Source organism: Actinokineospora pegani, from assembly GCF_009745975.1.
GTDB lineage: Bacteria > Actinomycetota > Actinomycetes > Mycobacteriales > Pseudonocardiaceae > Actinokineospora > Actinokineospora pegani.
On record NZ_WHOL01000088.1, the window covers coordinates 1 to 21,112 of the forward strand.

At 72.6% G+C, this 21,112-nt stretch carries 20 protein-coding genes and 3 tRNA genes; 17 read left to right on the plus strand and 6 right to left on the minus strand.

The annotated features are described in order from the left end of the window. The coding region (locus tag GCL84_RS29310; RefSeq protein WP_197523277.1) for a hypothetical protein at positions 1-493 on the plus strand (493 nt) is incomplete at its 5' end. Between the two features lie 151 nt (positions 494-644). Here the strand turns inward: GCL84_RS29310 and GCL84_RS15465 are convergent. After that, entirely contained in the window at positions 645-1,463 is an 819-nt protein-coding gene (locus GCL84_RS15465; protein ID WP_235926281.1) for a helix-turn-helix transcriptional regulator, read from the minus strand. 85 nt (positions 1,464-1,548) lie between these two features. Continuing rightward, positions 1,549-2,745, minus strand: coding sequence for a L,D-transpeptidase (locus GCL84_RS15470; RefSeq protein WP_156756176.1), 1,197 nt, complete (start codon positions 2,743-2,745; stop codon positions 1,549-1,551). Positions 2,746-3,109: 364 nt separating this feature from the next. On the opposite strand from GCL84_RS15470, the gene GCL84_RS15475 reads away from it, so the two are divergent. After that, entirely contained in the window at positions 3,110-3,313 is a 204-nt protein-coding gene (locus GCL84_RS15475) for a cold-shock protein (protein WP_156756177.1), read from the plus strand. A gap of 78 nt (positions 3,314-3,391) precedes the next feature. Here the strand turns inward: GCL84_RS15475 and GCL84_RS15480 are convergent, their stop codons facing one another. From GCL84_RS15480 to GCL84_RS15495, 4 genes are all read right to left on the minus strand, one after another. Then, on the minus strand, positions 3,392-3,673 hold the full coding sequence (locus tag GCL84_RS15480) for a hypothetical protein (RefSeq protein ID WP_235926282.1): 282 nt from the start codon (positions 3,671-3,673) through the stop codon (positions 3,392-3,394). Positions 3,674-3,983: 310 nt separating this feature from the next. After that, entirely contained in the window at positions 3,984-6,278 is a 2,295-nt protein-coding gene (locus tag GCL84_RS15485) for a heavy metal translocating P-type ATPase (RefSeq protein ID WP_156756179.1), read from the minus strand. A gap of 27 nt (positions 6,279-6,305) precedes the next feature. Then, positions 6,306-6,515, minus strand: a complete 210-nt coding sequence (locus GCL84_RS15490; protein WP_268891353.1) for a heavy-metal-associated domain-containing protein — start codon at positions 6,513-6,515, stop codon at positions 6,306-6,308. 34 nt (positions 6,516-6,549) lie between these two features. Continuing rightward, positions 6,550-6,846, minus strand: coding sequence for a metal-sensitive transcriptional regulator (locus GCL84_RS15495; protein ID WP_156756180.1), 297 nt, complete (start codon positions 6,844-6,846; stop codon positions 6,550-6,552). Positions 6,847-7,082: 236 nt separating this feature from the next. Between GCL84_RS15495 and GCL84_RS15500 the strand changes: the two genes are divergently transcribed. The 15 genes from GCL84_RS15500 (at position 7,083) to GCL84_RS15570 (ending at position 20,949) form a co-directional block, all read left to right on the plus strand. Further along, positions 7,083-7,328: a hypothetical protein gene (locus GCL84_RS15500; protein WP_156756181.1), complete on the plus strand. Its 246-nt coding sequence runs from the start codon at positions 7,083-7,085 to the stop codon at positions 7,326-7,328. Between the two features lie 154 nt (positions 7,329-7,482). Then, a complete protein-coding gene (locus tag GCL84_RS15505) occupies positions 7,483-8,226 on the plus strand; it encodes an SCO6745 family protein (protein WP_235926284.1) in 744 nt (247 codons plus the stop codon). A 107-nt stretch (positions 8,227-8,333) separates the two neighbouring features. After that, positions 8,334-8,406 (plus strand) — tRNA-Glu (locus GCL84_RS15510). Positions 8,407-8,480: 74 nt separating this feature from the next. Next, positions 8,481-8,554 (plus strand) — tRNA-Asp (locus tag GCL84_RS15515). A gap of 159 nt (positions 8,555-8,713) precedes the next feature. Further along, positions 8,714-8,787: transfer RNA gene (locus GCL84_RS15520), tRNA-Phe, on the plus strand. A gap of 814 nt (positions 8,788-9,601) precedes the next feature. Then, positions 9,602-11,098 carry a sugar transferase gene (locus GCL84_RS15525; protein WP_156756183.1) on the plus strand — a complete coding sequence of 499 codons (1,497 nt, stop codon included), beginning with the start codon at positions 9,602-9,604 and terminating at the stop codon, positions 11,096-11,098. A gap of 122 nt (positions 11,099-11,220) precedes the next feature. Further along, positions 11,221-12,318, plus strand: coding sequence for a Gfo/Idh/MocA family protein (locus GCL84_RS15530; RefSeq protein ID WP_156756184.1), 1,098 nt, complete (start codon positions 11,221-11,223; stop codon positions 12,316-12,318). Continuing rightward, the gene (locus GCL84_RS15535; protein WP_156756185.1) at positions 12,315-13,301 is read left to right on the plus strand and encodes an NAD-dependent epimerase/dehydratase family protein; all 987 of its coding nucleotides are present in this window, start codon (positions 12,315-12,317) and stop codon (positions 13,299-13,301) included. Before GCL84_RS15530 ends, GCL84_RS15535 begins: the two co-directional genes overlap by 4 nt. Further along, positions 13,301-14,428 (plus strand): DegT/DnrJ/EryC1/StrS family aminotransferase, encoded by a 1,128-nt coding sequence (locus GCL84_RS15540; protein ID WP_235926286.1) that lies wholly within the window; start codon positions 13,301-13,303, stop codon positions 14,426-14,428. The genes GCL84_RS15535 and GCL84_RS15540 overlap by 1 nt, the downstream gene beginning before the upstream one ends. After that, positions 14,425-16,494: a glycosyltransferase gene (locus GCL84_RS15545; protein WP_156756186.1), complete on the plus strand. Its 2,070-nt coding sequence runs from the start codon at positions 14,425-14,427 to the stop codon at positions 16,492-16,494. The genes GCL84_RS15540 and GCL84_RS15545 overlap by 4 nt, the downstream gene beginning before the upstream one ends. 2 nt (positions 16,495-16,496) lie before the next feature. After that, positions 16,497-18,347, plus strand: a complete 1,851-nt coding sequence (asnB, locus tag GCL84_RS15550) for an asparagine synthase (glutamine-hydrolyzing) (RefSeq protein ID WP_235926288.1) — start codon at positions 16,497-16,499, stop codon at positions 18,345-18,347. Next, positions 18,344-18,598, plus strand: a complete 255-nt coding sequence (locus tag GCL84_RS15555) for a hypothetical protein (RefSeq protein ID WP_156756187.1) — start codon at positions 18,344-18,346, stop codon at positions 18,596-18,598. The genes asnB and GCL84_RS15555 overlap by 4 nt, the downstream gene beginning before the upstream one ends. Further along, complete coding sequence (locus tag GCL84_RS15560; RefSeq protein WP_156756188.1) at positions 18,595-19,230, plus strand: NeuD/PglB/VioB family sugar acetyltransferase; 636 nt, start codon at positions 18,595-18,597, stop codon at positions 19,228-19,230. Before GCL84_RS15555 ends, GCL84_RS15560 begins: the two co-directional genes overlap by 4 nt. Positions 19,231-19,252: 22 nt before the next feature. Continuing rightward, positions 19,253-20,371 carry a DegT/DnrJ/EryC1/StrS family aminotransferase gene (locus GCL84_RS15565; protein WP_235926289.1) on the plus strand — a complete coding sequence of 373 codons (1,119 nt, stop codon included), beginning with the start codon at positions 19,253-19,255 and terminating at the stop codon, positions 20,369-20,371. After that, positions 20,368-20,949, plus strand: a complete 582-nt coding sequence (locus GCL84_RS15570) for an acyltransferase (RefSeq protein ID WP_156756189.1) — start codon at positions 20,368-20,370, stop codon at positions 20,947-20,949. The genes GCL84_RS15565 and GCL84_RS15570 overlap by 4 nt, the downstream gene beginning before the upstream one ends. The last annotated feature ends 163 nt before the right edge of the window (positions 20,950-21,112 follow it).

Sequence of the window (21,112 nt, forward strand, 5' to 3'; positions counted from 1 at the left end):
GTCCCTCGCCTCGCCCGAGCGCACCGCCGAGGAGCTGGCCGCGCTGATGGTGCGCGCCAGGGGACCGGAGTCCGCGCACGACCCGGGGGTGGCGCAGTCGGCGGAGGAGGCCGCCGCGCTCGCGCACGCCAACGGCGCCGGACTCGTCGCGCTCGTGGAGCACGCCAACGCCGACCCCGCCGTCCTGGTCGCCCTGGTCGTGGTGGTCGACGCGCCGCACGGCCCGGACGCGGCCGCGGAGCTGCGCGAGCACCTGGAGGCCTCGGCCGGTCCGGACATCCAGGACGTGACCGAGTCGGCGACCGAGCGCGGGCACCCCGTGGTGATCGCCGACCGCATCCCCGCGGGCGAGCCGGGCTGCCAACTGCAAGCCGTGGTGGTCGAGCCGGGGGGCCGCAGGCTCGCCGTGTTCACCCTGCACTCGGTCTCCGGGCGCGGGTGGCTGGACCTGGCGGCGCTGCTCGGCCGTCTGGTGTCCTCAGTGGACTTTTAGGTCGTGTTCCGGAAGTCCGTGTTCGCGATAGCCGCGCCGGATGCGGTCCCTGGCGGCACGGGGCGGAGGCACCGGTACCGGCACCTCCACCCCGCACCGCCAGAAACCACCCCGATCACGACTCTCATCGAACGGACTCCCGAAACACGACCTAGGCTGAGAGCACGCTCTCGCGGTAGTCGCGCGGGGTTCGGCCGACGGTCTTGCGGAACGTCCGCGAGAAGTGCGCGGCGTTGGCGAACCCGCACTGCTTGGAGATCTCCCCGATCGGTCGCGCGCCCAGCGCCGGGTCCGACAGCAGCTCCTTGGCCCGCTCGACCCGCAGCGCCCTGATCCGCCCGGACACCCCGTCGCCGTCGTCGAAGAGCTGGTAGAGGCGCCTGCGCGAGATGAACAGCGCTTCGGCGATCCGTTCCGCGGTCAGCCCGGGGTCGGCGAGGTGCTCCCGGATGTGCTCGACGGCGGCCCGGCGCCGGGTGGCCAGCGCGTCCGCCCGGTCCAGCTCGGCGCGCAGGGCCGTGCGCAGGACCAGTTCGGCCAGGCCGACCAGGTGGGTCCTGGCGCCGAGCTGGTCGAGCGACTCGGCGACGGCCAGGGTGTGCGCGGCGGAGCTGACGAACAGCGCCTGCAAGCCCCGGTCGAGCGGGACCTGGCGGAACAGCAGCGGTTTGAGCTCCCCGAAGTCCAGCGACAGGCGGTGCGTGGCGATGGTCAGCAGCAGCATCCCCTGGTGGGCGCGCAGCGAGCAGTCGCCGAAGGCGGCGCTCGCGCTGGGGACCTTGGCGGTGGCGCGCGTGAGCAGTTGCAGGTGCGCCGGGTCGGCCCTGGTGTGCCCGCCGCGGGCGGCGTCGAGCGCCTGCCTGGCCGCCGAGGCCCCGGAGGACCGGACGACGAGGTAGCCCGACGTCGGCGCTTGGTCCTGGGCGGGGTTCGGCGTGCGGAGCCGGGACAGGGCCGTGAAGCTGCTCACCGGGCTGAGGGTAGCCCCGGGGCGGGCGGCCGGGGACGAGCGAAAGGGCCCTGTCCGGGTGGGGAGGGCCCTTCCGCGACACGGTCTAGCTCGCGAGCGCCGACATGCCCCTCCACTGGTCCCAGGTGAGGGTCCAGTCGTAGTAGTCGCCGTCGGCGGCGGAGAGCTGCTCGGTGCTCCCGGTGATCTCGACCGGGTCGCCGACCAGGACCGAGTCGAAGTAGACCTTGGCGTTGGCCGGGGCCAGGTTGATGCAGCCGTGGCTGACGTTGCGCTTGCCCTGGTCCGGGATGGACGGGGCGTAGCCGTGGATGAGCTCGCCGTTGTTGGAGACGCGGACCGCCCAGGGCACGACGACGTTCTCGTAGTCGTACTTGGGGTTGGTCATGCCGTAGGTCGCGTGCTTGCTCATGACCACGTGCGTGCCGCTCTTGGTGACCCGGCCCGGGTCGGACTCCAGGCCGTAGGAGGCCGGGAAGTCCGCGGTCCGCACGCCGTCGCGGACGACGACCATCCGGTGCGACTGGGTGTCGCCCTTGACGACCTGCGCGCGGCCGATGGTGAACTCCGAGGTCAGGTCGTCCTCGCCGAACGAGCCGCCGCCGAGGTCGCGGCCGTAGATGTCCACGCTGACCTTCACCTCGGTGCCCGGCTTCCAGTACTCCTTGGGCCGCCAGTGCACGCGGCGGTCGTCCAGCCAGGCCCACGCGCCCTCGGTCGGGACCGAGGTCTCGACGCTCAGCGCGCGCTCGGCGGCGGCCTTGTCGGTGACCGCGCGGTCGAAGGTGACCGCGACCGGGATCGCGACGCCGTAGGTCTGCCCGTCGCCGGTGTTGAGCGAGGCCCCCACCTGGCGCTTGGGCTTGGCCGTGGTGAACGCGCCCGCCAGCGGCGCGGCCCGGCCGTCGTCGCCGACCGCGCTGCCCGACCAGGTGTAGGTCTTGCCGTAGCCGAGGTGCTCGGCGGTGCCCCACGAGCGCCCGTCTGCGGCCAGCGCCCCCCGCACCTGCTTGCCGTCCGGGTTGGTCAGCGTGACCGACTCGAGCCTGCCGTGCTCGACCGACACCGTGGCGGCCTCGCCGGGGCTGACGCCCACGGTGCCCACCGCGGGCGTCACCGTCACCCTGACCGCCTGGGCGTTCGCCTGTTGCGCGGTCCGCTCCCCGCCCGCGGCCTGCCCGGCCTGATCGGGCGCCTCGGTCGAACAACCCCCCAGTGCCAGCGCCGCGACCAGGCCCGCCCCGGCCAGAGCCGACGGCAGCCACCGCCTCCGTGTGTCCATCTCCGTGTTCCCCTTCCCCCAGATGCCCCCGAGCCTCACCCCCTTATCGACGTCACTCAGGCGTGCGACGTTGGCTGATCAAACTATGATGCGCACCACTTTTTCCAGGGCAGTGGCGATTGCGCTACGTGTTGATCTACTTCACCCGCCCGGCCTAGCACAGTGCCCATCAGGCAGTAGAGCCCGGGGGGTGCAGTCGTTACGATTTCCAGTGCAGGCCGTGGTTTCTGTGTTCGTGCTCACACGCTCGCGGAACGATGAACGCGGGCGCGCTGCACCTCGCCGCAGTGGGCGGGGGTATCGCCCGGGGGCGGCCCGGGGTTGCACGGTGCAATCCCAATGCTCCTGCGATGGAGGCAGGTTTATGGCACAGGGCATTGTGAAGTGGTTCAACTCGGAGAAGGGCTACGGCTTCATCGCGCAGGACGACGGCGGCGCCGACGTCTTCGTGCACTACTCCGAGATCCAGACCAAGGGCTTCCGCACGCTGGAGGAGAACCAGCGCGTTGAGTTCGAGGTCGGCCAGGGCACCAAGGGCCCGCAGGCCACGAACGTCATCCCGCAGTAGGCCCCGGCCTGGGACCGGTGATCGAGACGGCCCCCGCAACCGGCGGGTTGCGGGGGCCGTGCCTCGGTCGATGAGCTGTCAGGACTGCTTGAGCTGCTGGGCTTCCCACTCCAGGCGCTGCATGACCCACTCCTGGGCCAGCGCCATGGGGGAGGTGTTGCGGTAGGCGGCGATCTCGCGGAGCTGCTCGTTCGCCATCAGCGGCAGGCGCAGTTGGTGGACCTCCGCGCCGCCGAAGCGGCGGCCGGAGCCGGTGGTGTCGGTGTCGCTGTCGGGAGCGAGGGCGGCGAGGTAGTCCTCGAGCTCGTTGTCGGGGAGCTGCTCCTGCTCCTGCTCGCGCTGCGAGGTTCGGTGGCGCACCGGGCTGTCAGCGTCTGACCTGTCGTCAGCACGGCCGCGTCCGAAAGAGGGAAAAGGCACCAGGACACAGTAACCAAGCGCGCACGTTCCAGCGAGTTGTCGCACCGCTTGTCCCCTGCACTGTGCCCGAACCCACGCCTGTGGGTGACAAAACCTGCCCTGAACAGGGAGAGGCCCCCGCGCCAGGGGGAGGAACGCGGGGGCCGGGGGGATCTCCACAGGTGCTGACCGGGGGGAGTCAGCACGTCGATTGTTGCACGCGCACGCGTCTCGGGCGAGGGCATCGACGAGGGTTTTTCTCAGATAATGTTCACCTGGTGTTCGCCTGGTCTGGTGGGGAAGTCACGGCGGGCGCACGGTCGCTCGCCGTCCGGAACCCGCGCAGCCGCAGGCTGTTGGACACCACGAACACGCTCGACGCCGCCATGGCCGCGCCCGCCAGCATCGGGTTCAGGAGTCCGAGGGCGGCCAGCGGGATGCCCGCGACGTTGTAGGCGAACGCCCAGAACAGGTTGCTCTTGATCGTCCCCAGCGTCCTGCGGGACAGCCGGATGGCGTCCGCGGCCAGCCGCAGGTCGCCCCGGACCAGGGTCAGGTCGCCCGCCTCGATCGCCGCGTCGGCCCCGGTGCCCATCGACAGGCCCAGGTCGGCCGCGGCCAGCGCCGGGGCGTCGTTGACGCCGTCGCCGACCATCGCCACGACCTCGCCGGAGTCCTGCAACCGCCGGACCGCCGCCACCTTCTCCGCGGGCAGCACCCCGGCGATCACGTCGGCCTCGTCGGTGATGCCGACCCTGGCCGCGACCGCCTTGGCCACCCTGGCGTTGTCCCCGGTCAGCAGCACCGGGCGCAGGCCGAGAGCGCGCAGCGCGGCGATCGCGTCGGCGCTGGACTCCTTGACCGTGTCGGCCACCGCGACCAGGCCGAGCGCGGTCCCGCCCGCCGCGGCGGCGATCACGGTGTGCCCGCGCTCCTCCGCCTCGGCCATCGCCGCCGCCAGCTCGGCCACGCCGCTCACACCGTGCTCGGCGAGCAGCCGCGGCCGCCCGACGACGACGTCCTCGCCCTCGACCACGCCGGTGACGCCCATGCCCTCGGTGTTGCCGAAGCCCTCGACCGGCGGCAGCGCGCCCGCCTCGGCCGCGTGCGCGGCGATGGCCCGCGCGATCGGGTGCTCGGACCCGGCCTCGACCGCGCCCGCCAGCCGCAGCAGCCGCGCCGGGTCGACGCCCTCGGCCGGGATGACCTCGGCGACCGACATCCGGCCCGTGGTCACCGTGCCGGTCTTGTCCAGCACGACCGCGGTCACCCGGCGGGTCGACTCCAGCACCTCCGGGCCCTTGACCAGGATGCCGAGCTGCGCGCCCCGGCCGGTGCCGACCAGCAGCGCCGTCGGCGTGGCCAGGCCCAGCGCGCACGGGCAGGCGATGACCAGCACGGCGACCGCCGCGGTGATGGCGGCGTCGGCCTGCGCGCCGGACGCCAGCCACGCCAGCAGCGTGACCAGCGCGATCACCAGCACGACCGGCACGAACACCGACGAGACCCGGTCGGCCAGCCGCTGCACCTGCGCCTTGCCGGTCTGCGCCTGCTCGACCAGCCGCGCCATCTGCGCGAGCTGGGTGTCCGCGCCGACCCGGGTGGCCCGCACGACCAGGCGGCCGCTGGTGTTGAGCGTCCCGCCCACCACCGCCGAGCCCGCGGCGACCTCCTCGGGCACCGACTCACCGGTGACCAGCGACCGGTCGACCGCCGACGCGCCCTCGACGACCACCCCGTCGGTGGCGATCTTCTCGCCGGGGCGGACCACGAACCGCTCGTCCACCCGCAGCCGCGACACCGGCACCCGGACCTCGACGCCGTCGCGCAGCACGGCGACGTCCTTGGCCCCCATCGCCAGCAGCGCGCGCAGCGCCGCGCCCGCCCGCCGCTTGGACCTGGCCTCCAGCCAGCGCCCGAGCAGCAGGAACGTGGTGACCCCGACGGCCACCTCGAAGTAGACGTCGGCGCCGCCCCCGCCCCCGCGCGGCAGCAGGCTGAACTCGTGGGTCATGCCCACCGCGCCCGCACCGCCCCAGAGCAGCGCGTAGACCGACCAGGCGAACGCGACCGCGACACCCATCGACACCAGCGTGTCCATGGTCGCCGCGCCGTGGCGCAGGTTGACCGCGGCCGCCCGGTGGAACGGCCACGCGCAGACCGCGACCACCACGGCCGACAGCGCCAGCGCCACCCACTGCCAGGTCGGGAACTGCCAGGCCGGGACCATCGAGACCGCCACCACCGGCGCCCCGAGCACGGCCGAGATCAGGAAGCGCTCGCGCAGCTCCCCGGACTCGGTGTCCTCCTGGTCCTCGTCCGCGTCCGGCCGCGCCCCGGCGACCGGGGCGGCGGTGTAGCCCGCCGCCTCGACCGCGCCGACCAGGGTGTCGAGCGCGAGCCCGGTCGGCGTGGTCACGGTGGCGCGCTCGGTGGCGAAGTTGACCGTGGCGCGCACGCCGTCGAGCTTGTTCAGCTTGCGCTCGACCCGGTTCGCGCAGGACGCGCAGGTCATCCCGCCGATGTCGAGTTCAACGGTGTCGGGCACGGGTTCGGTGGTGGTCATGGCTCCCCTTCGGGTGCGCGTGGTTGCTCAGCCTGTCAACTGGTAGCCGGCCTCGGTCACCGCGGCGGCGACGCGCTCGCGGTCCAGGTCGGCCTCGCTGGTCACGGTGACCGCGCCGGTGGGCAGGTCGACCTGCACGTCGGTCACGCCGTCGAGCTCCGAGATCTCCTCGGTGACCGAGTTGGCGCAGTGGCCGCAGGTCATGCCGGTGACGGTGTAAACGCTCTGCTGGGGCACGGGATCGCCTCTCCTCTGGTTCGGGGTCGGTGGTTCAGGAGCGGACCAGCCGGGCGATGGCCTCGGCCGCCTCGCGGACCTTGGCCGCGGCTGCCTCGTCGCCCTGCCGCGCCGCGTCGACGACGCAGCCCGCCATGTGCTCCTCGAGCAGTTCGAGCGCGAAAGACTGCAACGCCTTGGTGGCCGCGGAGACCTGGGTGAGCACATCGATGCAGTAGCTGTCCTCGTCGACCATCCGCTGCAGGCCGCGCACCTGCCCCTCGATCCGCCGGAGGCGGCGCAGGTGGGCGTCCTTCTTGCTGCTGTAGCCCGGGGGGTGCTGGTGCTCCATGGCTTCACCATACCCCTAGGGGGTAGGGGTTTCGCAAATGGTTGTCGCCGCAGGTGTGGGCATGAGCCGAATGGGTGAACGGACAAGGCGGAAAAGTGGGCGCGCTCGCACAAAAAGCCGTGAATATCGATCACCTTCGGCTACCCAACGTGTCTCGCGGTTCACTCGCCGGGGGGCTGCCCACATCCCGGCCTCTCTCATAGCCTCACGCCAAACAAAAAGCCGGGGAGGCAACAATGAGCGGATCACTCGAAGTGCGCAGCTTCCTTCTCCAGCAGGACAGCGTCGGCTCGGGCGGGCAGTTCACCGCAGGGGTGCCCGCGCCGCGCTCGGGCGAGACCGCCCGCGTCAGCGATGAGCAGGTCCGCAGGGCCAGGCTGGCCGTGGCGCGCGGCGCCACCGACGCCGGGGACTGCCGCGAACTGCTGGAGATGCTCGGCCTCGTCGACGACGAAGACGGCGTGCCCGCGGTCCGCCGCTGATCGTCCGGGAAGAGCAGGCAGCAGCGTCGCTGCCTGCCCATTCATCGCGTGATTCAACGGTGATTTCGCAGGCCGAATCCGATTAATTCCCAGTGCCTCGACTTCGCGGCGGCGGTCATTGCCGGATTGTGCGCCGCGTGCCAGGGTGACCGCTGTGCCTGACGCCTCCGTCGCCGCCGAGACCCGCGCCGTCGTCCAGCGCCTCGGTGGCGCGTTCATGACCTCACCCGAACTCGCCGAGCAGGAGGCGGCCGCGGGCCAGCCCGCGGGCACCCTCTACTTCAGCGGCCGCGCCGCCGCCCTCGGCGCCCCCACCGCGCTCGTGGTCGCCGAGACCTTCGGCATCTTCCCGCCGAAGATGGTCGAACTGCTGCTCGGTCGCGCGACCCTGCTGCCCGAGGCCGCGCTGGCCGCCTACCTCGAGGCGCTGTGGCAGTGGTCCCGCACCTCGCTCGCCGACGCCACCACCGCCGACCGCACCGCAGACCTCCTGTGCACCGCCATCGACGCCGCCGACGCCAGCGGCCTGCCGCTCTTCGCGGGCCTGCGCGCCGCCGCCCGCCCCGACGACGGTCCCGAACGCCTCGGCCACGCCCTGATGCTCCTGCGCGAACTGCGCGGCGGCCTGCACTTCGCCGCCCTGCGCGCCTGCGGCGTCCCACTCCCCGCCGCCGTCGTCGCCGACCCCGGCGCGGGCCCCGCCCGCCTGCCCCTGATCGGCTGGCGGGAAGCGGACGCGGCCGCCCTCGTCACCGCGGCCGAGGCCATCCCCAACCTCGCCGTCCGCTGGGCCGCCGCCGAGGACGCCACGAACCTGCGCACCGACGAGGTCCTCGCCGCCGCCCTCGACGAGGACGGGCTGACCGAGCTGCACATGGCCCTGTTGGCCCTGGGCTGACCGGGTTCTCGCAGGTGGAGACCGGTTCGCACCCCCGGGTTCGGGGTCAGATCCGGTGTGTCCTAAGCTATCGTTGCTTCCAGCGAGAACGAGCAAGCACAACCTGGGCTCCCATCGTCTAGCGGCCTAGGACTCCGCCCTTTCAAGGCGGCAGCGCGGGTTCGAATCCCGTTGGGAGCACGCAAGGGCGCTGAGGTAGGCTATGCAAAGCTAGACAGCACGATGCAGTAAGGTAAGACCGGCAAGACAAGCAAGGCCCTGTGGCGCAGTTGGTTAGCGCGTCGCCCTGTCACGGCGAAGGTCGCGGGTTCGAGTCCCGTCAGGGTCGCAAGCTTTGGCATACCTCTGCCTGCGGAGAGCGCAGGCGGGGGCGCTTGCCGGAGTATCTGGGGGGCGACCCCCCAGGCCCCCACGGTGCGGCGGCGTTCGGAACCAGCGTGGTTGAGTGTGACTGCGGGGTTTTGGGGTTGTTGCGCCGTTTTGGTTTGGCCAGGTAGCTCAGTTGGTACGAGCGACCGCCTGAAAAGCGGTAGGTCGGCGGTTCGACCCCGCCCCTGGCCACAGTTAGGGACCGTCTGGTGATTGTGCCGGGCGGTCCCTTTTTGGTGTGTGTGGGTATGGGTGTGTGGGGGATGGGGTTGTGGGTGGGGGTGGGGGTGTGGTGGGGGGTGTGGGGCACTGGGAGGTGGGTGGGCGGGGGGGCTTATAGGGTTTGGGTGGTCGCTAAAGGGTTACTTGTGGGGGTTGTGTGGGTGCGGAGGGTTGGGGGGTGCGAGTGTGAGGTGAGACACACTGGGGGTGGTTGGGTTGTGACGGTGGGTGTGTGGTGGAGGGGTGTGGGGATGGGGGGTGGGGGTGTTGGTTTCTGACTGGGGGTGGAGGTAGGGGGTGAGGTGTGCTGGTGGGGGGCATGATCTGTGGGGTGGATGGGGTTTCGGGCGGCGGGGCGGGTTCAGTGGGCGGGGTGTGTTCGGGTGGTGAGCAATGCGTGGTGAGGATGGGGGACTTCGTGGGGCTGGTCGAAGTTTGGCGGGGTGGTTGCACGCAGAGTTACAACTTCTAGAGCGGTCTTGCGGTGGGTGGGAGTGGACCGGTTGTTGGTGGCAATGATCGACCGGAGTGGTCGGCGGGTTAAGGCGAGGTTTAGGCAATGACTACTCACCGTGTAACTCGCCTTGAAATCTGGTCTTGAAGCGCTTCTGAGTACGCGGATAACTAACCCTGCGTGTAACGGTGTCGTGTAAGTGAGCGAAAGAGGGAACGCGGCCACAGTCCGGTCTGGACGGCGGCTGCTTCTTCGATTCCAGTGTGTTGGCGATACCCGGGGACCCCGCTGACGCGCTGGCCGCACCGACAGCCCGACCAAGGGATGACGATGAGTGACCAAGTGGGGTTCTCGCGCCGCAGTGCGGGCGGGGGCAGGCCGGCCCGGGCGCTCGGCCTCCCGTCCGGCGAGCCCTCGTTCCCGCCGGTGGCCAAGTGGGAGCCCCGGTACCGGGCGGGGGTCATCGCCTGGGACCTGGTGGCCGTGTTCGTCGGCGTCGTCGGGGTCGGCGGCTACGTGCAGCACCGCGCTTACCCGGACGGCCCGTGGATCGGCCTGGTCGGGCTGACCACGTTCGCCGTCATCGTCGGGTCGCTGATGGTCAACCGCGCGTGGAACACCGCCGCCCTGGGGCAGGGCGCCGAGGAGTTCCGCAGGCTCGGCCGCGCGTTCGTCGCCGCCGCCGTGCTGCTGGCGCTGGGTGGGCTGCTGTTCGACATCGGCTGGATGCGGCCGTGGGTGTTCATCGTCGTGCCCGCCACCGCCCTGCTGGTCATCCCCACCCGCTACGTCCAGCGCCAGGTCCTGCACAGCAAGCGCCGCGAGGGGCGCTGCCTGCTGCCGGTCATGGCCGCGGGCAACGTCGAGGGCTGCCGCGACCTGATCAACCGCACCCGCGGCAGCGCCCACCTGGGCTGGCGCGTCGACGCCGTGTGCACCGCCGACGGCCTCGGCGACGAGTACACCGAGATCGACGGCGTGCCGGTCGTGGGCCGCCTGTCCGACCTGGCCACCCACGCCCGCCGCGGCGGCTACCGGATCGTCGCGGTCACCCCCGACCAGCACTGGACCCCCAAGCGGTTGCAGCAACTCGCCTGGGGGCTCGAGGGCAGCGGCGCGGACATGGTCGTCGCCCCGGTGCTGATGGAGGTCGCCGGCCCGCGCCTGCACATGGACGGCGTGCTGGGCATGCCGCTGCTGCGGGTGAGCGCGCCGTCGTTCACCGGCGCGCGCCGCGTGGTCAAGGACGTCGTGGACAAGGTGGGCGCCTTCGCGCTGCTGGCGCTGCTCTCGCCGCTGATGGTCGCGGTCGCGGTCGCGATCGCGGTCGACACCCGGGGACCGGTGTTCTACAAGCAGCGCCGGGTCGGCAAGGACGGCCGCGAGTTCACCATCGTCAAGTTCCGCACGATGGTCACCAACGCCCACCAGATGGTCACCCAGCTCACCGAGCGGAACGACGGCCACGGCCTGCTGTTCAAGATGCGCAAGGACCCCCGGGTCACGCGCGTAGGCGCCGTGCTGCGCCGCTACTCCATCGATGAGCTGCCGCAGTTGTTCAACGTGCTCGCCGGTCCGATGTCGCTCGTGGGCCCCAGGCCGCCGCTGCCGGAGGAGACCGCCAAGTACGCCCCGGACGTGCGCAGGCGGCTGCTGGTCAAGCCGGGGCTGACCGGGCTGTGGCAGGTCAGCGGCCGGTCCGACCTGCCGTGGGAGGAGGCCGTGCGGCTGGACCTGCGCTATGTCGAGGACTGGTCACTCGCCCTGGACTGCGTGATCCTGTGGAAGACGTTCCGCGCCGTGTTCAGCGGGGCCGGGGCATACTGATTTCCCTTGCGGGAGAAGAAAAACGGACTGTCGTTCCACTGTGTAACGACAACGGCGGCGACGCCGATCCAGGAGCGGGGAGCATCGCCGGACGGCACTGCCCGGACGAAGGGGAACCAAGCGTGCGCAACATCGGACTCGCCGTGATCGGCGCCGGGTACTGGGGCCCGAACCTGGTGCGCAACGCCCAGGCCACCCCCGGGCTGCGGCTGGAGTACCTCTGCGACCTCGACGCCGACCGGGCGCGCAAGGTCCTGGGCGAGTACTCCACCGTCAAGGTCAGCGACAGCCTCGAGGCCGTCCTCGCCGACCCGGGCGTCGACGCGGTGGCCATCGCCACCCCGGCCAAGACGCACCTGCCGGTCGCGATGGCCGCGCTGGCGGCGGGCAAGCACGTCCTGGTCGAGAAGCCCCTCGCGGCGACTTACGCCGAGGGCGCCGCGCTGGTCAAGGCGGCCGAGGACCGGGGCCTGACCCTGATGCTCGACCACACCTACTGCTACACCCCGGCCGTGGCGCACCTGCGCGAGCTGGTGCAGGGCGGCGGCATCGGCGCGGTGCAGTACCTCGACTCGGTCCGGATCAACCTGGGCCTGGTCCAGCCGGACGTCGACGTGCTGTGGGACCTGGCCCCGCACGACCTGTCGATCTTCCTGTCGATCCTGCCCGACGGCGTGCGCCCGCTGTCGGTGGCCGCGCACGGCTCGGACCCGATCAACGCGGGCCGCGCGTGCGTCGCGCACCTGACCATCGAGCTCACCGGCGGCGCCATGGCGCACGTGCACGTGAACTGGCTCTCGCCCACCAAGATCCGCACAATGGTCATCGGCGGCAGCACCCGCACGGTGGTCTGGGACGACCTGAACCCCAGCCAGCGGCTGTCCATCTACGACCGCGGCGTCGACCGCGCCGAGCCGGGTGACCTCGGCGCCGACGAGCGCAGGCAGGCCGTCATCTCCTACCGCAGCGGTGACATGGTCGCCCCCGCGCTGCCCGAGCGCGAGGCGCTGCGCGCGGTCATGGCCGAGTTCCACGGCTCGATCGCCGAGGGCCGCGCCCCGCTGACCGACGGCCGCTCCGGCCTGCGCGTGCTGGCGATCCTCGAGGCCGCCTCCGCCAGCCTGGCCCAGGGCGGGACCTTCATGCCCGTCCTCGGCGACGAGATCGACACCCGCGCCGACTCCACCAGCACCGCCACCACCGAGGGGATCCCCGCATGAGCCACGCCCAGCCGATCGAGGGGCAGCGCGCCCTGGTCACCGGGGGTGCGGGCACCATCGGGTCCGCCGTCGTCGACCAGTTGGTCGCAGCGGGCGCGGCCGAGGTCGTCGTCCTGGACAACTTCGTGCGCGGCCGCCGCGAGAACCTGGCCGCCGCCGCCACGGCCGCGGGGGACCGGCTGTCCGTCGTGGACGGCGACATCAACGACCGCGGCCTGGTCGGCGAGCTGACCCGGGGCAAGGACCTGGTCTTCCACCTCGCCGCCATCCGCATCACCCAGTGCGCCGAGGAGCCCCGGCTGGCGCTGGAGAGCCTGGTCGACGGCACCTTCACCGTCATCGAGGCGGCGGCGGAGGCGGGTGTCAAGAAGCTCGTCGCGAGCTCGTCGGCCAGCGTCTACGGCCTGGCTGAGCAGTTCCCGACCACCGAGCGCCACCACCCGTACAACAACGACACGTTCTACGGCGCGGCCAAGGCGTTCAACGAGGGCATGCTGCGCAGCTTCAAGGCCATGAAGGACCTGGACTACGTGGCCCTGCGCTACTTCAACGTCTACGGCCCGCGGATGGACGTGCACGGCCTCTACACCGAGGTCCTCATCCGCTGGATGGAGCGCATCGTCGACGGCAAGGAGCCGCTGATCTTCGGCGACGGCGCGCAGACGATGGACTTCGTGCACGTGCACGACATCGCCCGCGCCAACGTCCTGGCCGCCCGCGCGGACGTGACCGACACCGTCTACAACATCGCCAGCGCGTCCGAGACCAGCCTGCTGGGCCTGGCCAAGGGCCTGCTCGCCGCGATGGACTCCGACCTGGGCGTCGAGCACGGCCCGGAGCGCAAGGTCAACGGCGTCACCCGGCGGCTGGCCGACATCTCCGCCGCCGAGCGCGAGCTGGGCTGGCGCCCGGAGATCGGCATGGACGAGGGCCTGCGCGGCCTGGTCCAGTGGTGGCTGGCCGAGCGCGGGGCGGCGCTCTGATGGCCATTCCCGTGATGAAGCCGCTGCTGGGCGAGGAGGAGGCACAGGCCGTCGCCGAGGCCGTCCGCTCCGGCTGGGTGGCGCAGGGGCCCCGCGTGGCCGCGTTCGAGGAGGCGTTCGCCGCGCGGGTCGGCGCCGCGCACGGCGTGGCCGTGTCCAACTGCACCACCGCGCTGCACCTGTGCCTGCACCTGCTCGGGATCGGCCCCGGCGATGAGGTGGTGGTCCCGTCGCTGTCGTTCATCGCGACCGCCAACTCCGTGCGGCACTGCGGCGGGACCCCGGTGTTCGCCGAGGTCGACCCGCTGACCGGGAACCTGACGGCCGAGTCGGTCGCCGCCGCGCTGACCCCCGCCACCAAGGCGGTCATGGTCGTGCACCAGGGCGGCGTGCCCGCCGACGTCGCGGCCATCCGGGCCGTCGCGGGCGCGGTGCCGGTGGTCGAGGACGCCGCGTGCGCGGCCGGGTCCACGCTGGACGGGGCCCCGGTCGGCTCCGGCGCGCTGCTGGCCGCCTGGTCGTTCCACCCGCGCAAGCTGCTGACCACCGGCGAGGGCGGGATGGTCACCACCGACGACGCCGAGTGGGCGGCCCGGCTGCGCAGGCTGCGCGAGCACGGCATGAACGTCTCGGCCGCCGACCGGCACGCCGCGGGCGGCGCGGTCATCGAGAGCTACGTCGAGACCGCGTTCAACTACCGGATGACCGACATCCAGGCCGCCATGGGCCTGGTGCAGTTGCGCCGCCTCGACGGCATGGTGGCCCAGCGCCGCGAGCTGGCGGCCCGCTACCACGAGCTGCTGGCCCCGGCCGGGCTGCGCGCGGTCACCGACCCCGCGCACGGCACCACGAACTACCAGTCGTTCTGGGTCGCGCTGCCCGAGGGCGCGCCCGCTCAGGCCGACGTGCTGGCCGCGCTCGCCGCCGACGGCGTGTCCGCCCGGCGCGGGATCATGGCCGCGCACCTCGAGCCCGCCTACGCGGGTCACCCGCACCCGCCGCTGCCGGTGACCGAGGAGCTGGCCACCCGCTCGCTGATCCTGCCCCTGCACCACGAGCTGACCGAGGCCGACCAGCGCACCGTGGTCGACTCCCTGGTCCGGGCGCTGGAGCTGGTCTCGCCATGAGCACGCCCACCAGGCCGGTCGCCGTCGTCATCGTCACCTACAACAGCGCCGACGTCATCGCCGAGTGCCTGCGCGCGCTGCCCGCCGCGCTGGCCGGGGCGGGCGAGAGCCGGGTGGTCGTGGTCGACAACGCCTCGACCGACGGCACCGCCGACGTCGTGGTGGCGACCGACTCCTCGGTGAAGGTTGTGCACCGGACGGGCAACGACGGCTTCGCCGCCGGGGTCAACGCCGGTGTCCAGCACGCCGCCGGGTGCGACGTGCTGGTGCTCAACGCCGACATCCGGCTGGCCCCCGGCAGCGTGGCCGAGCTGCGCGCGGCCGTGGTCTCCGGGGTGGCCGCACCGCGGCTGACCGGCCCGGACGGCGGGGTGCAGCACTCGCTGCGCCGGACGCCGACCGTGCTGCGCACCCTCGGCGAGGCCGTGCTGGGCGGCACCCGCGCGGGCCGGTTCCGGGCGCTGGGCGAGGTGGTCACCAGCCCGTCGGCCTACGAGCGCGCGCACGACGTGGAGTGGGCGACGGGCGCGGCGTGGCTGGCCACCCGCGACTGCCTCGACGCGGTCGGCCCGCTGGAGGAGCGCTTCCTGCTCTACTCCGAGGAGACCGACTTCATGCTGCGCGCGGGCGCCGCCGGGTTCCCGGTGCGCTTCGCGCCCGCCGCGCGGGCCGTGCACCTGGGCGGTGAGTCGGGCACCTCGCCGCGGCTGTGGTCGCTGGTGGTCGCGAACAAGGTCCGGCTGCACCGCGAGCGGTACGGCAGGGCCGCCGCCGCGGGGATGTGGGCGGCGCAGGTCGTCAACGCCCTGCCGCGCGCGATCGCCGGGCAGGTCACGCACCGGGCCGCGCTGCGCGGGCTGCTGCGGATGCGCCGCTGGCCGGAGCCGCTGGACCGCTCCGCGCGCGCCGACGCCCCGCCGTACGTCTGCTTCTCCGCGCAGGACTGGTGGTACCACAACCAGGCGCACTCGGACTTCCAGCTCATGCGCCGGGTCGCCGAGCACCGCAGGGTGCTGCTGGTGAACTCCATCGGCATGCGGATGCCGACCCCCGGCAAGTCCACCCAGGTCACCCGGCGCATCCTGCGCAAGGCGGCGAGCGTGGCCAAGCTGGTGCGCCGTCCGCTGCCCGAGGTGCCCGGCTACCACGTGATGACGCCGCTGCCGCTGCCGTTCTACGGCTCGCCGACGCTGCGCCGCCTCAACTCGGTGCTGGTCCGCGCGCAGGTCAAGGCCGTGTGTCTGGCGCTGCGGATGCGCGAGCCGGTGATCGTGGCGACCATCCCCACCGCGTGGGACGTCGTCGAGCCGATGCGCCGCCGCGGCCTGGTGTTCAACCGGTCCGACCGGCACTCGGCGTTCCCCGAGGCGGACACCTCGACGATCGAGGCGCTGGAGGACAAACTCCTGGCCAACTCCGACCACGTCCTCTACGTCAGCCGCGAGTTGCAGGCCGAGGACGAGAAGACGATCGGCGACCGGGCCTTCTTCCTCGACCACGGCGTGGACCTCGAGCACTTCACCCGCAAGCCGCTGCCCGCCGACCTGGCGGCGATCCCCGGCCCGCGGATCGGGTTCTTCGGCTCGCTGGACGACTACCTGGTCGACTTCGACCTGCTCGAGCGGCTCGCGCAGGAGTTCCCCGGGTGCTCGCTGGTGCTCATCGGCGACGCGACGCTGTCGATGGAGCGGTTCGAGAAGTACCCCAACGTGCACTGGCTCGGCTTCCGGCCCTATGCCGAGATCCCCGCCTACGGCACCGGGTTCGACGTGGCGATCATGCCGTGGCTGGACAACGAGTGGATCCAGCACGCCAACCCGATCAAGCTCAAGGAGTACCTGGCCCTGGGCCTGGCCGTGGTCAGCACCGACTTCCCGGAGATCCAGCACTACGCCGACCGCGTCCGGGTCGCGGCCAAGGGCCACGACGGGTTCGTCGCGGCCGTGCGCGAGACGCTCGCCGACGGCGGGGTGTCCACCCCGGACGGTCGACGCGAGTCGGTGCTCCCGGCGTCCTGGGACGCGCGGGCCCAGGCGCTGGTCGACCTCGCAGAAGGCGGTGAGTAGACGTGTGCGGCATCGCGGGGGTGCGGCGGCTCGACGGGGCGCCGGTCGACCCGGCCGTCCTGGCCGAGATGGCCAAGCGGCTGCACCACCGGGGCCCGGACGACTCCGGCCACTGGGTCGGGGGCAGCACCGGCTTCGCCCACACCCGGCTGTCCATCATCGACCTCGGCGCCTCCGCGCAGCCGATGACGGACAAGTCCGGGCGCAAGACCATCGCCTTCAACGGTGAGATCCTGAACTACAAGGAGCTGCGGACGGAACTGCACTACCCGTTCCGCACCGGCGGCGACACCGAGACGATCTTGGCCGTGCACGACCGCTGGGGCGTCGACGGTGTCACCCGGCTGCGCGGGCAGTTCGCCTACGCGCTCGACGACGCCGACACCGGCGAGCTGCACCTGGTGCGCGACCGGCTCGGCGTGCTTCCGCTGTACTACTACGTCGACGACGAGGTCTTCGCGTTCGCCTCGGAGATCAAGGCGCTGTTCCCGGCGATCGGCGCCCGCGGGGTCGACCTGGCCAGCCTGCACGACTACCTCGCGCACCGGTCGGTCCCGGCGCCGCACACCCTGGTCGACGGCGTGCACAAGCTGCCGCAGGGCCACCGGCTGACCCTGAGCCGCGACGGGCAGGTGCGGCTGCGCGCGTACTGGGAGCTGCCCGGAGCCGACGAGGTCCTCGACTGCACGCCCGACGACGCGGTCCGGCTGGTGACCGAGGCCCTCGACGCCTCCATCGCCGACGCCCTGGTCGCGGACGTGCCGGTGGGCGCGTACCTGTCCGGCGGCATCGACTCCAGCCTGATCTGCGCGCTGACCGCCAAGGCGCGCGGTGGGTCCGGCCTGCACACCTTCGCCGCCGGGTTCGGCGACCCCCGGGTGGACGAGCTGCACTGGGCCAGGCAGGTCGCCGGGGTCGTGGGCAGCGAGCACCACGAGGTCATCGTCACCGCCGAGGACTTCCGCGACTCCTGGGCCAGGCTGAGCTGGCACCGCGACGCGCCGCTGTCCGAGCCCGCCGACGTCGCCGTGTTCCGGCTCGCCGAGCTGGCCCGCACCCAGGTCAAGGTGGTGCTGTCCGGCGAGGGCAGCGACGAGCTGTTCGGCGGCTACCCCAAGTACCGCTTCGCCCAGGCCACCCGCTGGGCCGGGCTGGTCCCGGCGGGGTTGCGCGGGGCCGTGCTGCCCCGGTTGGAGCGGCGGCTGCCCGCGTCCCGCCAGCGCCTCGGCGTGGCGGTGCGGGCGATGGCCGAGGCCAGCGCGGCCGAGCGGATGCGCGGCTGGTTCGCCCCGTTCACCGAGCGCGAGCGCGCGACCCTGCTCGGCGGCGGCGCCTCCCGGGCGCTGGACCCGTACCGCCGCGGCCGCGGCGACGCCCTGCGCCGGATGCTCTACGCCGACTCGCACGCCTGGCTGGCCGACAACCTGCTCGAGCGCGGCGACCGGATGTCGATGGCCGCCTCGCTGGAGCTGCGCCCGCCCTTCCTCGACCACCGGCTCGTCGAGCTGGCGTTCCGGCTGCCCAGCTCGGTGAAGGTGCGCGGCAGGGTGACCAAGTGGGTGGTCAAGGAGGTCGCCCGCAGGCACCTGCCCGCCGAGGTGGTCGACCGGCCCAAGTCCGGCTTCAAGGTCCCGCTCGACGCCTGGTTCCGCGAGGGCCTGCGCGAGATGGCCCACGACCTGCTGACCGGCCCGTCGTCGTTCGTCGCCGACACCCTCGACCGGACCGCGGTCCGCACGCTGCTCGACGAGCACTCCTCCGGGGCGCGCAACGAGCAGCCCCGGCTGTGGACGCTGCTGTCGCTGGAGGTCTGGCACCGCGAGTTCGCCCGCACCGCGCAGGTCGGCTCGTGAGCACGCCGCTGCTGGACGTCGAGCCGGCTGCGGGGTTGGGCTGGGCACCCGCCAACGGGCAGGCGCCGGGGCGGTTCTCCTCGCTGGGCTCGCCCGGTGGCGGGGCCGTGGAGCGTGGGTCTGGGGCAGGCGGGGTGGTCATCCCCGGTTCGGGCTCGGTGGGCGTGCGCGGTGTCGGTGGGGCGCCTGGCGCCGCCTGTGCGCTGCCCGCGGCTCGCGCGTGCGTGCGCGGGGCGGGGGTGGGCTCGTGAGCACGCCGCTGCTGTTCGTCGGTGCGGGCGGCCTGGCCAGGGAGGCGCTCGCCGCGGCCCGCGCGCTGCCGGGCCGGTTCGCGCCGCTGGGCTTCCTCGACGACGACCCGGCCACGCACGGGTCCGAATTGGACGGTCTGCCCGTCCTCGGGCCCTCGGAGCTGGTGCACGAGCGCGCGGACGCGCTGGTGCTGGTCTGCGTCGCCTCCTCGGCCCGCCCGCGCGGCCGCGCCGACCTGGTGCGCAGGCTCGGCCTGCCCGCCGATCGCTACGCCACGCTGGTGCACCCGATGGCCTCGGTCGCGCCGGGGGTGGAGCTGGGCGAGGGCGCGATCCTGCTGGCCGGGGCCGTGATCACCGCGCCGCAGCGGGTCGGCGCGCACGTCGTGGCGATGCCGCACGCGCTGTTCACCCACGACGACGCCGTGGGCGACTTCGTCACCTGCGCGGGCCGGGCCACCCTGGCCGGGTCGGTCGAGGTCGGCGAGGCGGCGTACCTGGGCGCCGGGTGCCTCGTTCGTGAGGGTGTCCGCGTCGGGGCCGGGGCGGTGCTCGGCATGGGCGCCGTCGTGCTGTCCGACGTGCCGGACGGCCAGACCTGGGCCGGGGTCCCCGCCCGCAGGCTGTACTGAACCTCTGTCTCCTGGAGTAGCTGTGAATATCCCCCTGGTGGACCTCGCCGCCCAGCACCGCGCCGTCGCCGACGAGGTCGCCGCCGGGTGGGCGCGGGTGCTGGAGAAGACCGCGTTCGTCGGCGGCCCGCAGGTCACCGCCTTCGAGCAGGAGTACGCCGCGTTCTCCGGCGCGGCCCACTGCGTCGGCGTGGGCAACGGCACCGACGCGCTGGAGTTCGCCCTGCGCGCGCTGGCCATCGGCGCGGGCGACGAGTGCGTCGTCCCGGCCAACACCTTCATCGCCACCGCCGAGGCCGTCGCCCGCACCGGCGCGACCGTCGTGCCGGTCGACTGCGACCCCGACACGCTGCTGATCGACCCGACCGCCGCCGCGGCCGCCGTCACCACCCGCACCCGCGCGGTGCTGCCGGTCGACCTCTACGGCCAGGTCGCCCCGATCGAGCGGCTGCGCTCGCTGCTGCCCGCCAACGTCGCCATCGTCGAGGACGGCGCGCAGTCGCAGGGCGCCCAGCGGGGCGGCCGGACCGCGGGGTCGTTCGGCGACATCGCCGCCACCAGCTTCTACCCGGGCAAGAACCTCGGCGCCTACGGCGACGGCGGCGCGGTGACCACCGACCGCGCCGACCTGGCCGAGCGGGTCCGGCTGCTGGGCGCGCACGGCTCGCCGCGCAAGTACGAGCACCCGGTGCTGGGCTTCAACTCCCGCCTGGACACCCTGCAGGCCGTGGTCCTGTCGGCCAAGCTGCGCCGCCTCGCGGGCTGGAACGCCGACCGCCGCACCGCCGCCGACCGCTACGCGGAGATGCTCGCGGGCGTCGACGGCGTCGTCACCCCCGTCGTGGCCGAGGGCAACACCCCGGTGTGGCACCTCTACGTCGTCCGGGTAGCCCAGCGCGACGCCGTGCTGGCGAAGCTGCACGCGGCCGGGATCGGCGCGGGCATCCACTACCCCACCCCGGTGCACCTGACCGGCGCGTTCGCCGACCTGGGCCTGGGCGAGGGCGCGTTCCCGCACGCGGAGCGGGCCGCGGGCGAGATCCTGTCGCTGCCGCTGTTCCCGGAGATCACCGTCGAGCAGCAGGAGCGCGTCGTGTCCGTGCTGGCCGACTCGCTGGTCGGGGAGTCGGTGCACGCGTGAGCACCACCGGGGCCGGGGTGTTCGTGCACCCCCGCGGGCTGTGCGAGTCCGATGAGGTCGGTGCCGGGACGCGGGTGTGGGCGTTCGCGCACGTGCTGCCCGGCGCCCGCGTCGGCCGCGACTGCAACATCTGCGACGGCGCGTTCGTCGAGACCGGGGCCGTGCTCGGCGACCGGTGCACGGTGAAGAACGGGACGCTGGTCTTCGCCGGGGTCACCTGCGAGGACGAGGTGTTCCTCGGTCCCAACGTGCTGTTCACCAATGACCTCCGCCCGCGCGCGGCCATCAAGAAGGGCCCGGAGGCGCTGGCGACGACCGTCGTCCGGCGCGGCGCTTCCCTCGGGGCGGGGACCGTGGTGGTCTGCGGGGTGGAAATCGGGGCCCACGCGTTCGCCGCCGCCGGTTCGGTAATCACCAAGAACGTGCCCGCGCACGCCTTCGTCGCGGGAAACCCGGCCGTGGCCAAGGGGTGGGTGTGCACCTGCGGTGATCGTCTCAATGAGACGCTGACCTGCGGGGACTGCGGTTCTGGTTACACGCTGTCATCGGGTGACCAAGGCCTTTCGCCCCGACGGTGAATACCAGCAGCTCAGCGTCATCTCGCCGCTAAATCACGGACTAACTGTTTCACCCGATAGGGGTAACAACGGGGTTTGTCGTGACGATGAGTAGATGACCAGTCGGGACTGTCTATTCGACTGGACCTCAACTTTCGTTGCTTTTCGCGTCAGCCCTGGAGGC